12 protein-coding genes and 1 pseudogene are annotated in these 14,376 nt (G+C 41.6%); 2 read left to right on the plus strand and 11 right to left on the minus strand.

Annotation, left to right across the window (positions count from 1 at the left end; genetic code table 11):
- Positions 1-2 precede the first annotated feature (2 nt).
- The 10 genes from AC0WRU_RS23350 to AC0WRU_RS23395 form a co-directional block, all read right to left on the minus strand.
- A complete protein-coding gene (locus AC0WRU_RS23350; protein ID WP_476126496.1) occupies positions 3-2,027 on the minus strand; it encodes a polysaccharide deacetylase family protein in 2,025 nt (674 codons plus the stop codon).
- 20 nt (positions 2,028-2,047) lie between these two features.
- Positions 2,048-3,088 carry a hypothetical protein gene (locus tag AC0WRU_RS23355; protein ID WP_476126497.1) on the minus strand — a complete coding sequence of 347 codons (1,041 nt, stop codon included), beginning with the start codon at positions 3,086-3,088 and terminating at the stop codon, positions 2,048-2,050.
- Between the two features lie 95 nt (positions 3,089-3,183).
- Positions 3,184-4,377 (minus strand): hypothetical protein, encoded by a 1,194-nt coding sequence (locus AC0WRU_RS23360; protein ID WP_476126498.1) that lies wholly within the window; start codon positions 4,375-4,377, stop codon positions 3,184-3,186.
- 26 nt (positions 4,378-4,403) lie between these two features.
- Entirely contained in the window at positions 4,404-5,591 is a 1,188-nt protein-coding gene (locus AC0WRU_RS23365; RefSeq protein ID WP_476126499.1) for a hypothetical protein, read from the minus strand.
- Positions 5,592-5,615: 24 nt separating this feature from the next.
- Positions 5,616-7,064, minus strand: a complete 1,449-nt coding sequence (locus tag AC0WRU_RS23370; RefSeq protein ID WP_476126500.1) for a discoidin domain-containing protein — start codon at positions 7,062-7,064, stop codon at positions 5,616-5,618.
- Positions 7,061-9,907, minus strand: a complete 2,847-nt coding sequence (locus AC0WRU_RS23375) for a phage baseplate assembly protein V (protein WP_476126502.1) — start codon at positions 9,905-9,907, stop codon at positions 7,061-7,063. Before AC0WRU_RS23375 ends, AC0WRU_RS23370 begins: the two co-directional genes overlap by 4 nt.
- Before the next feature lie 52 nt (positions 9,908-9,959).
- Positions 9,960-10,337: a DUF4280 domain-containing protein gene (locus AC0WRU_RS23380; RefSeq protein WP_476126503.1), complete on the minus strand. Its 378-nt coding sequence runs from the start codon at positions 10,335-10,337 to the stop codon at positions 9,960-9,962.
- The gene (locus tag AC0WRU_RS23385) at positions 10,330-10,863 is read right to left on the minus strand and encodes a hypothetical protein (RefSeq protein ID WP_476126504.1); all 534 of its coding nucleotides are present in this window, start codon (positions 10,861-10,863) and stop codon (positions 10,330-10,332) included. Before AC0WRU_RS23385 ends, AC0WRU_RS23380 begins: the two co-directional genes overlap by 8 nt.
- Positions 10,847-11,452: a hypothetical protein gene (locus AC0WRU_RS23390; RefSeq protein ID WP_476126505.1), complete on the minus strand. Its 606-nt coding sequence runs from the start codon at positions 11,450-11,452 to the stop codon at positions 10,847-10,849. Before AC0WRU_RS23390 ends, AC0WRU_RS23385 begins: the two co-directional genes overlap by 17 nt.
- Positions 11,453-11,908: 456 nt before the next feature.
- Positions 11,909-12,865 (minus strand): nucleoside hydrolase, encoded by a 957-nt coding sequence (locus AC0WRU_RS23395; protein WP_476126506.1) that lies wholly within the window; start codon positions 12,863-12,865, stop codon positions 11,909-11,911.
- Positions 12,866-13,070: 205 nt separating this feature from the next.
- Here AC0WRU_RS23395 and AC0WRU_RS23400 point away from each other — a divergent pair, with 205 nt between their 5' ends.
- Together AC0WRU_RS23400 and AC0WRU_RS23405 are read left to right on the plus strand one after the other, a co-directional pair.
- Positions 13,071-13,247 (plus strand): Spo0E family sporulation regulatory protein-aspartic acid phosphatase, encoded by a 177-nt coding sequence (locus tag AC0WRU_RS23400; protein WP_476126507.1) that lies wholly within the window; start codon positions 13,071-13,073, stop codon positions 13,245-13,247.
- A 216-nt stretch (positions 13,248-13,463) separates the two neighbouring features.
- Positions 13,464-14,072, plus strand: coding sequence for a hypothetical protein (locus AC0WRU_RS23405; protein ID WP_134912046.1), 609 nt, complete (start codon positions 13,464-13,466; stop codon positions 14,070-14,072).
- Between the two features lie 85 nt (positions 14,073-14,157).
- Here AC0WRU_RS23405 and AC0WRU_RS23410 read toward each other — a convergent pair.
- A pseudogene (locus AC0WRU_RS23410) lies at positions 14,158-14,295 on the minus strand (pentapeptide repeat-containing protein); the annotation flags it as partial.
- Positions 14,296-14,376 lie beyond the last annotated feature (81 nt).

The following is a 14,376-nucleotide window of genomic DNA, read 5'->3' on the forward strand; positions in this document are numbered from 1 at the left end:
AGCTAGTTTACGTTTATCCGTTGTTTGCTTACGTATTGAATGACATCTTTAATGGTTTGATTATGCCCCTGATCGTTGAGAGCCTGATCCAGTGCAGGCACCGTGGTAAAGGTTTTATTTTTCTTCTGAAAGTAGATACCTGCTATAGGGAATTCATCAACACACCCAGGTCCATGAATCCCGTTATCAACATTGGCAATGACGATAACATCCTTCAATCCATCCTTATTTACATCCTTGAAGGCCACTGCTTCTACACCTCCATAGCGTGCTACCCACTCATGGTTCCCGTAGAACTCTGGGAATCGATATAAAATATGTCCTTGATCATCTAATAGAAAGAAAAAGAATTTACGAAGATCTTCCGGATATCCATATGTGGATACAAACCGTACTTTCCCAAAGCCTTCAAGAGTAGTTTGAAAAGACTGCGACTCTTCGACTTCATACTGGTCGGTATCCAATTCACCTTCATTTACAACGGTAGCTGGCTGATCAGCAACAGGACTTAGCTCACTCCATAGTTCTTTATTTTGCTTGATATTATCTGGAATTTGAGCAAGACGAATCTCATATTCTGCATGGTCCCCTACTGCATGAGCCACGGGTATACTCACTCCCAATGAATCACTTGTAAGATAACTAAACGTATCTAATCCTGAATCCTCAGTTGAACCTTTTAGTAGGTCTGCATCTGTTAACCATTGATTTAACTCATCTTGAGTAAAATTACCAAGCAAATCTTTTTGTTCTGGCTCTACAACTGAGAATTTCCCGCTTTTTATAAGATCAATAAAAGGTTTCTCGATCTTTACCTGATCACTTAATCTTAATCTTGAGGCCTGCTTCATATCCAAGTTGGTCGTATAGAAAATATGATTAGGATAGGCTGCGTCCTTCACATAACGAATACCCGTATATTGAACACTCAAGAACCGTCCACTTTGTCGTTTAATTTCATAATCAATTTCGAGATGAACTCCAGAATCAGAATCTCCGTATTCATGTAATCCTTTTAAAGCTTCGTTCTTAAGAATTTGGTTTAAAGACTTTTGCTTTTCAGCATCCTTGAGTTTTGTAATTTGAGGATATTTAATAATGATCCCATTTTCCGAATATTTCTCTTGAATGAGTTCATAGCTTTGCTGTTCAATATGAGTATTTGAGGTGATGCTATGTTCAGAATCAATACGGACTTCTCCACTTTTAGAGAACTCAATGATAATGTTCTGTTCAGAATCATCACTGTTTATTAAGAAACCATTACCGTGGTCTAAAACTTCAATACTCATGCTATCATGTTGCCTATTTTCTAAAATAAGCTCATCCACATCCTTGTTCAATTCCCACGAATCTGGGAGCTTCATCTTACCCACTACTATGCTTTTCTGCGTCCACTTCTGCCCAGACAACTCCCATAAAGCAACAAATACAGGGTATGGATGATATATTGAAACATGTCCCCCTAACAACAACTGTATTCCGTGCTCTGAATCTCGAACCACAAAATCTGTAGCCAATTCTGGCTCGCCATCCCCAATCATCTGGGCGTGTACAAGCTGCTTCGTGCTCCACCACTGAATAAATGTGTATTTTCCTCCGATTGTACCTGTCACCGTATTGGGTGCTCTATAATTCACAACTCTAACGTTGAGCTGCCCACTTTTTAACTGAAACGATTTTGTTAAGATAATAAGATTGTTATCAAATTTTTCTACTAATTCTCCATCCTTCATCTCTACACTTTCTGGTTCGTTTAATAACAAATTAAGTTCCTGTGTGAACTCCTCAATCTTGTTTTGTCTGACATCAGAATCCATATTCTCATTGTTGATTATACGAAGTTTTTGAACTAACGCATCCAACTTTTTCGAATAGGAAATCGTTTTAGCGTCATTTTGGAGAGAAAGCGTATGATTTGTTTCTGTTGTTGGAGAATCCTGTCCCTTCGTACATCCGTTCATTACTACACAGGAAATTAGTAGTAACAGCACGCAACAAATTCGCCCGTACTTCAAGTAATTCATGCTGGATATCACGCTTTCTACTATTTATCGTTCATCTCTATACTCATAATCTTCCACTTGCCTGACTGTTTTTCCAATGTAAATACAAGTCCTTGGTTTGATTCCTCTTCTTCTGAGCTACTCTTTACCAAAAACGACCGCTGATTACCCTCATAAGCAATCTCTTTTATATCTAGATCTAATCCCGTATAGTCCATAGCGGAGAAATCTATGATATCCTCAAAATCATATTTTGGGTTTGCTGACAAATCAGTGAATTCCTCCATCTCAGGCAAGGGTATTAAAAAGCGTTTCTTAAGATAATGATCCTCCAAATAATTTTGAATAATATCTTTAGGAATCAGGGGATATACAAATTTTTTGTTTTTATTCTCATATAGAACTTTTGATTTTTCTTGCCCAGTCTTATCGAATTTCTGATACGTCATTATTGTATGTTGTTGAGTATCCTGAAAACGGTAATAACTCACATCCTCAAAAACACCATCTTTATTAATGTCCTCTAGCTTCCTGCTTCCTCGCCCTGTTGCTTCTGGATAATTGTAATTCAGATTGTTAATTCGGTTATGGTGTAAAGAAACTATAGAGAATCCTTCGTCCTCATCCACTTCGCTAGTGGAATATACTACGATGAAATTACGTCTGGAGTGATCCAGCTTCATGATCTTCACATCTGTATTAAGATGTACAACCATAACTGGGTCCTCTAATTTACCAATGATGTGATAGCCAACATCCTCCCGAATTACAAATATGCTGTCAATTTCCTCTTTTTCTAATCCAAAAGCAAGCACGTATTCATACTTTCCATCAAAGTCCAAATCTTCTTTTAATATTTTTTGAAGATGCTCACCCTGGGGTTGGATTTTCTTTATAAACTGATCTAATGTGTCAGAATCTGTAGCGTGAGCACTATTTCTTTTATTTATTGGATTATCGATATTGCTATTTCGATCTTGATTAGCAGACTCTAGTTCCGTCACAGCTTTATGCTCCATCACTTGAACGCCAGGTTCCATAGGTTCAATTGTGTGTTGCATTTCGTTCGTTTGTTTTTCCACACATCCATTCAATAACAAGCTAATTAACATTGCAAACAATATTATTGTATTCTGTTTTACAAAGTTGATTTCACAAAACTCCCTTCTTACATTACTTATTGCACGTTTATTGGTTGTTTGCTTACGTATTGAATAATATTTTGAAGCGTTCGATTGTGGCCTGTTTGATTGATATTCTTATCCAATTCGGGCAGGGTAGTGTACGTGTTATCCTTTTTCTGAAAGTAAATCCCCGCGATAGGGAGCGTTTCTATTCCGTGTGCATTAACCCCTGTGATATAATCCGCAATTATGACAATATCCGTACGCCCGTCCTGATTTACATCCTTAAAGCTTACTGCTTTAATCTTGTCAATCATCTTACCGTTGTTACCATAAAATTCGGGAAACTCGTATAAAATCTTCTTTTCCGCATACTTCTCGCTGTTAGCTTCCAAAAAAAACTTTGCTTGTATCAGATCATTTGTATCCTCATCTTTCAAAGTGGATATAAACTTTACTTCCCCCCATCCATTAAGAGTGGTGGTGAACGATTGTTCTTTTTGGATAGTATATGGTTCCAGATCAGGGTCGGGCTGAGCATCTTCTTCTACATAATCAGCACTACGTTGCTGCTCCACGGATTTATCCATGTTATATTCGATAAAAATATTATCTACTTTCTCTGTTTTAGTATCCCAATAAATATTTAAATGTAGGCCATTTTTGGAGTAAACCAGACTTCTATTTGTTATGGTACTTGGTTGACCGTAAAGTTGTAGCACTTTACCAAGGGTATCACCGATCCTCAATCCTCTTTTAGTTTTAAACTTTGGATTTTCCAAACTCACGGCTACTAGATAACTTTCACCATCAACTAGTTCCTCCCCTTCAAGTTCAATTTTAGATAAGACTACAAAATCAATTTCTGGATCTTCATAGTTAGGATAAGATAAGCCCCACCTTCTATAGGTTCCATTCCCACTAACATATCCCCTGTTGCTAGCTTCAAATCCCTCACCGTAACCCCATTCATGAATAAGTTGTTTAATATCCGTATTTTTATCAATCTTGTGCAATCGATATGAGACTTCAAAGTCCTCGTCCTGAAGGGGCTTAGGATCGGCAGATACAACATTTTTGGCTTTGTGTGCTTTTTTATCTGGATAGTAGCCAGTGTCTTCTTGCTTAACTTTGGCGGTAGCTGTTTCCCCACTATTATAATCATGGATAGACGAAGAACTACATGCAGTTAACGCCAATATCATTACAAGCATCATAATGAGATAACCGTAGCTTTGCCTGTACATTTCTTTTCCTCATTTCTAACTTGTAGTCATCGTTCGCCAACGATCGTCCACTCTCCTGTACTCTTCTTTTTGCTATTGTTACCGTTTTGCACAGGTTTAAATGTAATATTAGGAAGTTTAATACCTTCCGAAACAGCAATTTTTTGAGTTACACTTTTATCAATACTTAGCAGATATTGTTCATAATTAGCAGCTTGATTTCCACTAAATATGTTATAGATTTTCTGCACATTCTCCCCCCAGTGGTTATCGCTAGCGTATTCACCACAATCGACTTGTTTTGATTTCATTCTAATGATCGGCGTGATCCAATTACAATATTGAAATACGTCCCCTTTGCCTGTAATACCACTTAATTTATTGTTTTTCACTACGGCTTGTCTAAACTCCTGACCATAGTATATATATCCCAATATTTTTCCAAATACTAAACTATTGGCTTTCATTAAATCTTTGGCATAATTAGTTTCAGCACCATGCTCACCATCGGCCGCCCTATTTGTACTACTAGTGTTAAAACTGCCGGTTCCTTCTTGAATAATAATCGCTAACAAAAAACGGGGATCAATCTGAATATCATACGTTTCTTGTATCTTTTTTGTAGCTTCCCACAAACCGTGCAGCTTTTCCTGATTCCATTTCATTTTGGTGAATTTTAATGAGCGCCTTTTAAATGTTTTCTCAGCTTCAGAACTACCGTTATACTGGAATTCAGCAGGTATCCATTTCCCAGCCGGGGTCTTTACATTTTTTGTAGGTTCATCCTTCGATTCGTTGGTAACTGGTTCTTCTGGTGGTGCTTTAGTACTCGTATCGATCAGACCCAATTTCTCTCGTATAGCCCGCCCCGCTTCCTCAGCAGCCAGCTTTTGCTTGATATTTCCGCTTGCTTCAGCGGTCATCCAGCGGACGGTTTCTTTTTGCATCTGCTCTTGGGCCGACTTGGGGAATGTCGCCATTTCGCGGAGCTTGCTTCGAAGTCCTTCTGCCAGCTTTTGCGCTTTACGCATGCCAACCTCGTCGCCATTTGCTTGAGCGATGTACCAGTCCTCTTTGTATTTACGCATCCAGGTTTGGGCCCAATCGGGGTAATTCAGTTTTTGCTTCTTCTGTTCTGCCGCCAGATCAAAAGCCTTTGCTTTCCTGTGCGCATTAGCGGTTGTTAAAGCTTTCAACATAGGTGTTGCACCAAACGTTGGTTCTTTCCACTTCATATGCCTTCTCCTTTGTTAGGAATGCTAGAAAAGCCGTACATCGGATATACATGTATCCTGATATTTCGTTCCACGTTCAACTGATAAAATAGTAAGTTTAATAAATGAGGTATTAATAGGCTCTTTAAATTTCTTACGTGTGTTAAAATCATTCATTTCTAGAGAGGATTCATCTGAGAATTCCAGTTTTAGTTTTTGAACTCTGTTATTCTCCCGATAACTTTTCTCAGATTTAGCATATCCGTTAATCAAATCGATCCCCTTTACCTTCTGTAATGACCCCAGATCTAACAGTATAGTTTCCCCTTCACCGTTGCCTTTCACACCTTCACACCATGCAGTAGATGTATCTCCATCCAACAGATTTTTGGCATCATAAGTCTGCGTGCCTTTACTTGGCAGAGTGGATGAAGCTTTAATTTGATGCATTTTTATTTCACTATCATATTCAGAAAAATCATTAGCAGTATAAAACCACTGCACAGGCGTTGCTATATTCCCATTAATTATAGTGATAGATGCGGCTTTACTTTCTAAACCTGTATTTATATTCAGTTTATAATTAGACGGCGAGTCTAACTTCTCAAACCATAACTCCGACCCATCACGAGACATTAAAGGTCGTTCCATCCCTTTGCCTAAAAGGTGCTCCTCTCCATTATCTAAATTTAACAAGTACGTTTTATTTACAGACAAGGAGTCAATAGAATAGATTAATTGATTTTTCTGAGCCCATTGATTGACTATCGCCATACCAGAATCTATATGGATTTTCTTAATGATTCTATAATTTGATACATCAAATACGACAATATTCTGCTGGCTGTCGGTAAAACAAAACTGGGTACTATCTGGAGAAAATTGTCCTTGATGAATGTCATCTATATCTATAGAACTTCCATCTAATTGAATAGCTGTTGATTGATTAGTTAACGTGTCATATATATACGCTTTGTCTTTATCCTCATATAAATATTTGGTTAAATCAGACGAAATTACTGGATGGTTATAAGGCAGCTTAAATTCATTTACTTTGTTACCCGAATCCAAATCATAAATCTGTATTATTAATCTTGCTTCTTTAAATAAATCTAATACGAATGCGATTTGACTCCCATCTTCTTGGATTCTCCCTACATCTACATAAGAATCTCGATATTTCTCTTTATCCACCTTTGACTGTAGGAGACTAATCAGTTTCTCGGCACTTAAGAAGCGTTCAACTCTTGACCCTTCCAGCTGAACTAAAAATTCTGCTGGATCTTCTTTGCCTTCTTCTACCGTTAAAGCCCATTCTTTCTTTCTATTCTCTTTAGCAAGCTCTGTTCTATCATTTTTATCAGATGATTTCACCACTTCTGAGGCCACATCCACCGTTTTCGAAGAAAAGGAAGCAGGGGCTTTTGGAGAAGCATTGCACGCTGATAACACGATTAAAAAAAGAATTAATAATATATTTCTAATAATCTTCACTTTGATCTATCCTTCCGATCAAGAATAGCTAGTCCTTTTATATCATCAGGTTCATCCCCCAATGAGTCCTTTACCACACCTACTGAAATAAGAAATCTTACATACTCATCTTTATGGACTGTAATACAACCTGTCGAAGTCTCTCTACCTACAGTATCGTTATTGTTGCCTTTGTGTATATTTATTCCTTCTGCAGTGCAATCCTTTTTTTGGGTTCCTTTGGTAGCAGGAACTATTCCACCATTTCGAATACGCAAAGCAGGATAAGTATGCCGATGTCTTCCCCCTAGAAATTCATACACTCCATCTTTAACAGTTTTATCCTTACTTTCATAATCAGGAAGCGTGCTGGCATTTTTGCTTGTGTATTTAATTTCGCCATCTATCACCACAATAGCCATAGCCCCATATCGACCTTCTGGATGATCGAGTTGTTTGTGACTATAAGAACCGTCTCCTTCAAAGAAAAACACAAGGGGTGTCTTACGGTTCGATGACAGTTTCTTTTGAACAATGCTGTTATTCGTGTAATCGTTTATTCTGTATAAGGCTCGAGCCTGATTATCTTTTATGCCCTTACTACTTATATAGCTTTCAATCTTTTTCACCGCTACCAATCCATCTTTATAATCCTCAGGATTTACTGGCTTCGTTTCTTCCTTCGTCGGCTTTTCAGGAGTAGTCGGCGGCTTCTTGCCCGGTTCCGTTTTCGTTGTCGGAACAGCTGGCGTTGCAGCCTTGCTAACCTTAGGCCATGGAAGAATGCCATTGGCTACTTGATGCAGGTATACGGCGAGCACATCACGACCATATCCTTTATTCTCCAGACCGTATTTTTTCGCAAAATCATGCAGTGCGGCGTTAAGCTCCTTATCCCAGTCGCCTGTAGTTGGTAGCTTGTACGAGAAGCTGTCTGGATACTTCTTGGCAAGCTTGTTTAAATTCTCTCTGGCAAGCAGGCTGTTCACGCCATACTTACTCCGCAAAGCGGCTGCTTCCTTGGCTAAAGCCTTTTGATCGGCAACGGTTAGTCTATGGGCCGCATCTGCGTATTGCCCAGACAACTCCTCCAACCGGTTCGCATTGAGATAGGAGTTGGCAGAATGCCCGCGAATCAGCTCGTTGATTAGCACATTGTCGCGCAGCTGGTTGGCGAAAAGATGCATCTGCTTTTGCTTGGCCTTGTCATTTGCGCCGTGCGCTTCCCACCACTGGGACGTGTATTCATGCATTTGCGCTCTTGCCCAGGCAGGCATACGATCTATTTCTGCCACCTGCTGACGCAATTGCTTGGCCTTGGCTGCTGCTTCCTTGGCCCCCTTTTTGTCCCCTGCTGCCACGGCTTTGTAGTAGTCCGCTTTAAATTGAAGCAGCAAATCCTGTACCCATTGTGGATATCCCTTCCCCTTTAATTCTTGAATTAGGGATTTATAGGCTTTCAGTTCTGCATCAGGCACCTGATTTTTCATGAGCTTACTTGCCTTAATATGAAGCGTTCCATCGGTTCGGATGTAGCTGGTCTTGCAAGTCAGAGATATTTCGCGAGTAGCGTTCATCTGTACCTTTTTGCCGTGAAGCACCAAGTCTGTATCTGCTTGAAAGGTAATATCGTGATGACTATACACGTGAATACCGGAAGCAGGATTTAAGCGTACAAGTATCTTTTCTTTCTGGGTGGAGAGAGCTACTTCTTTATCATCGAATCTCGCTATTTTTTGAGTTTTGGTATGGAACAGCTTTCTTTCTGGCTTGCTGATTTCATCTCCTTTGTAATCCCTCTTTCGGAGAGATTGAACCACATGAGCTTCCTCTTCTTTGCTCGATGGAAAATACAAATGGACATGATCCCCAAGCTCAGGCATGCAATGCCAACCGATCCCATCCCCGGTATACATGGTCGGGTAAGAAAACCAGCACCCTTCTGCTTTGGATTGCAAAGCATCCACGGACAAGTGAAGTTTAACCGACTCTCCTTCACTGTCTAAATCAATGACTTTCCCTTCAATGGAGGCGCCTTGTATGAGTTGATTATGCATAACTTCCCTCGGAATGCCTGCTTCTGGAACAAGAATGTAGTCGTATGTCATGATACCTTGCTTCATCTCTGCATTCACCTGATCAATGATCCAATGTTTTCGTTGAAACACAACCACATCTCCAAGTTCAAAGCGTTTCGTATCTTCCACTTCAGCATATGTATATTTCGGGCCTGCCTTTATTTTTTGAAGCGAGAAGTTAATGCTGCTCAATTCACCTTTCACCTGATCTTTCGATGCGCCTAACCATAGTCTCGGGAACACGGATGTAATCTCGGCAATCAGTCCAGTTTGCAGATGAGAGGCCATTCTTTTTAGAAACTCCCAATCACTCTCCTCATACTGAATAATAAAGCCGTCCAGCTTGTTATCGCTGTCCGTCAGGTCAATAAAATCCCCGTGTGGATAAGCATCTATGAGTTCGCGGAACAATTGGTAATACGTCAAGTTGCGGTTTTGAAACGAACGATTTTTCCGTTGTTGATCCAGCAAATATGTAAAAGAGGCAGCCTCTATGTACATGTGATATACGCCATTTTTGAATCCGATTCTAATATTGGTGACGATTCCTTTAAAAATGCTAACTGTCCCACGGTCTTCATCCGTCTCATATACCTCCAGCACATCCTCATCATGCGCTAAACCGTCATACTTCGCATGATCCTCATCCGGTATGAGAGCAGTGATGTAAACCTTGCCGTGCTCATTCACCTTCTGTGTCAATTCAAAATCCAGCAGCCGGACAATTTCATACGGTGCATTCACTCTAATATTTCCATATGTCAGCACAGTGCCTGCCAGTCCCATCTTACTCCCTCCATTTGTCTTCCCATGTGATGTCACTTCCTACAATCTGTTGCTATTCCTGCCCGTCTGTTGTGAATGAAATTTTTCCACACCACATGCATAAATTCGTAGAGCAATTCAAAAGAGCCGGAGATTGATCTACGTATACATCCTTTTTTCCATTTAACCAAGGCATAGAAACGCTCGGTTTGCAGGGCTGCGGAATGATTTTTCCGGAATTACCTTTGTTTGCAGAAGAAACTGCAGGATTATGCATACTGCGGCACATTCCGAAAGAAGGGATATGAGTCTGCGGGTGAAAATCCTGAATATTCCCCTGCATTTTATCGCCAACACTAATCCCCCTGTTAGCTGAAACGCTAAATCTTCCCGAATGACTTCCATAGTTGCACTTTACCTGCGCCCCATCTACAACATAGCTTTCACTCATTCTCGACTCTCCTTTGTATAAATGACTCCTCTGTATCGACCTTTTGTAATTTCAAGCCTGCCAGATTGAACTTCAAAATACATTCAGCCACATCCAGATCCACAATGATATGATCATTCGCATCTTGAGCCCTAAATATTTTATGATTATCCACTGCATATTCGTCCAAAATCATTTTCCTCAGTGTACCGCCCCTATGATATTCACTAAGTGGTGATAAACACATCAGGCTAGGCGGATTAGCCAACCAATACCTCGTTTGCTGCATTCGCTGCATATCGGCAAATACAACCAACTTCCAGCTTAATCCGGCTTGATATATATCAAAGATTTCCTTTAGCTGTTCCGAAACGATGGATACCGGATGCTCTATAAAATCAATATAGTCCGCATCACCTGATACATAAAATTGTAAAATAGACTCTTCATCAGTACATGATGAGCTTTCTACCCATTCCAATAACTGTCTCCGATTCGTCTCTACTGGATACATATAATTTGTAATACGATCATCCTGTTGAATCATGTAATATTCCATACGCTGCTGAATACACCGCCTCACTGATTCCTTTATATTCCCCTATTCTTACTTCCAAATCGTCCTCGTAGTTCAGCGCCTGGAATTCCGGTAATTGTATAGCCTGTGGAATAGCATCCTTAGCCAGCTTCACAATGTAAGCATGGAATTGTTCCGCAGCTTGAAGTACGAAACGCTCGACATCAGGCTCAATAATTTTATTCATATAGGGTTTTCGAAGTTGGTTCAATTCATCCTCCAGTTCTCCCAGAAAGCTAAAGGCCCATCCTGCATCATAGAATCCCTGACATGGCTGGGGATCGAAGAACCAGCTTTTATCGTAGACTTCGATGACATAGTTATAGTTGCGATCCACCAGGTATGTACGCCTCATTGAATAGGTAATGTATCCGATCCTTGCTTTTGCCGCGTCTATATGATTGGCTTGCAGGCAAGTCCGCTGAAAGGATTGAATGAAGGATAGCATTAACTCTTCTTTTCTTTGCTCATACAAAGACGCTACTTGGTGTAATTTCTGCTCCAGTACATCATCCGCATAGGTCTTATGGAAGTGTTCTAGGGCTTCCAATCTATTCATAATCCCACCTCTGAACCTATTATATAGAATATTTACATGATATTACTGGTTCTATCCTCCTATTTTATTACACTATTTTCATATCGTGAGATTACATATGAATTTATGAAAATGAATGAAAATAATTATTTCACTTCATAAATGCGTAATAATTAGCCAAATACTTTCGAAGAAACGACCGTATCAGACCTATTTAATGAAGGTTTGCGCAAGCGAATAGGTAAATTGAAGTGGAAAGCCCGGTAGCGGGACTGAGATTACGCTCCATCTGACATTGAAAACATATCAGGAATTTGCCTAAAGCAGAGGCTGGATTTTGCTCATATATGGCCAAAAGGGCACAAAAACCCGTGACGGATATCGTCGCGGGTTTTCATGTCATGTATGTTTGCTAATAGGTAGTCATGTCACTCTAAACTACGTTTATGTGCATGGCCGAGCCGGGCCTAGCTTAGCCTAGTAACGCTTGGGAGCAGCCAGCTTGGCCAAATCCGCCATATACGTAAAAAAGGCTTCCGGATCTGTGTCATATACCAAATTGACAGGGCGGCCTTCCGCCTGTTCCACTGTTCTGCCCTGACTTGGACCGTCTGCAATGACGCTGCAATGCATCGTCTTTTTCTTTACAATATCCGGACGTCCCACCGATGCAGTGGTCAGCACATCCCACAGGTAGTAGGTCGAGTTCGTCTCGCTATAGACGAGCGGCGGACACCCTGCGTAGCAGTTGCCCAGGAAATCCACGCCCTCATAGCAGCGCTCGGCCGCCCAACGATTGCGTACGGCTGGCGTTAATGGCACTTTGCTTGTGCTTTCCAGTGCCACCAGATCAATGGTAATGCCGCTTTGCCATACCCGATAAGCTGCTTCTGGGTCCCAGAATACATTCCATTCTGCTGTGCCGTCATGCTCAGGCTCCTCTACATTACCTTTTTCAAAGGTACCGCCCATCCATACCAGCTTGTCGATTTTCTCTTCAATATCCGGTGCCTCATCCAGTGCGCGTGCCAGATCAGTCAGCGGTCCAGTGAACAGGAGCAGTGTTTTGCCTTCGGCTCCACGTAGCTTTTCGATCAGATGCTGATGAGCCGGCAGATCGGAAACCGGCGCTTCCATTTGTCCCGATTCATTCAGTACAGGTAATGCATCTACATAGAAGGAATGTAAACGCCAAGCAGCAGGAAATGGATTTTTACCGCGTGAATTAGACTTCGCGACTTCCACAGATTCTTTATTTTTACCAAAACGATCAATAATTTTACGGCTGGCATCCGTCGCAGGCTCCAGGTAACCATCTGCTGGAATAACCGATACTCCAGTCAAATGAACTTGCTCCATCTGAAGCAGCATAAACAGGGATACCAGATCATCCACTCCACCATCATGATTAAAATAAACGTTTGTCTGACTCATCTGTCTCTTCCTTCCTTATCCCCGCGTAACAGGCATGTTCTCATCGGCAATCATCTTTAATTATGCATGATCGCTTCGTTGGAGTAAATGTGCTATACTACTTTACATCAAGATAAAAAGTCCTATATTTACCATTAATGTATAATTCAAATTTTATGCAATTGCTTTTATACTCTTACGAGCAGCAGGGAGGAAGGTGCAGCTTATGGTATCCAATCTGAATGCATCCGGGGATGGTTTGCTTGCCATCATTGAAGAATTGCGCAGAGAGCTTATTACAAAGGCACAACATGCGGCCTTTACCGACCCTTCCATTGTAGAGCTGAGTCAACGTCTGGATCATTATGTAGTCCTTGACCAGCAAAGAAAAAAGAGAAACTAATACCTCTTTTTGTCCCCACCATACATCCTTCCCCTCTCGGGTCAGTTCAACATATAAAGCACCCATTTCCCTGTCCGGTCCCGGTCCTGATCCTCAGGTTCTGCCGCTGGAGCAGGGATTTTTTTGTTTACTTCGTGCTTAAGAAAGGTACAAATGTGTGTAATAACAGAGTAGAAACATGAGTCTCATTCGGAAGCATACTAAGGAGAGATGCATATGACAGCCCGAACAATAGAAGAGTTGGAGCAAATCCGCAAGGAGTGCAGATCCATGGTGACGAAAAGGGCTGCGGCTTCGGGCGGAGCAGTATTGGTTCCAGTTCCAGGGGCTGACGTTCTGGCCGATGTTGGCATTCTGATGCAGTTGCTGCCTGCCATTAACGGGAAATTCGGATTATCCGAAAAACAGTTAAACGGTCTGGATGCGGAAACAAAATCCATGGTGTATGGCTTTATCACCTCGATCGGTAGCAAGCTGATCGGTCGAATCATTACCCGCGAGGTGATCGTGCAAATTTTGCAAAAGATGGGCGTTCGCATCGCCACCAAGCAGGTCAGCAAATTTGTACCCTTACTGGGGCAGGGACTGGCTGCCGCGATTGGCTTTACCGCGATGCGCACCATTGGCAATCGGCATGTCGAACAGTGCTATGAAGTAGCCAAGCGTTTGCTGGAGCAGCAGGCTTCGGCGGATATTGCCCGCAATTGGACCGTACCGCAGCAGCCTTTGGACCCTGCGGGAATTGAACTATTGCCCGGCCGGAACCTGGAAGCAGCGATCCCACTGCTGCCCGCTTCCGATAAAGATCAGGAACCCAAATCCTAGTCCCGACAGCTACATCACTTTCAACCTAAACCAGCATGGGGATATCCCGGGGCAAGCCGCCAGCTCCTGCGAATCTCCGTGCTTTTTAGTCTCCCACCTTGGCTCCATAGGATCGGGCCACGGCTACCGCCTGCTGGATGTCGAGCCTGGCTCCGGTGATATTCAAATCTTTGAAATTCACGCCATCCATCTTCGCGCCGCGCAGATCCGTTCCTTGAAGCTGCGTAGGCTCAGATTTCGCAGGGGCGAATATGGATGGTATCACGATTACAGGCGGAGATTGGTATGGGATGCATTCAGCATG

The sequence above is a fragment of the Paenibacillus sp. 1-8 genome (assembly GCF_056316205.1).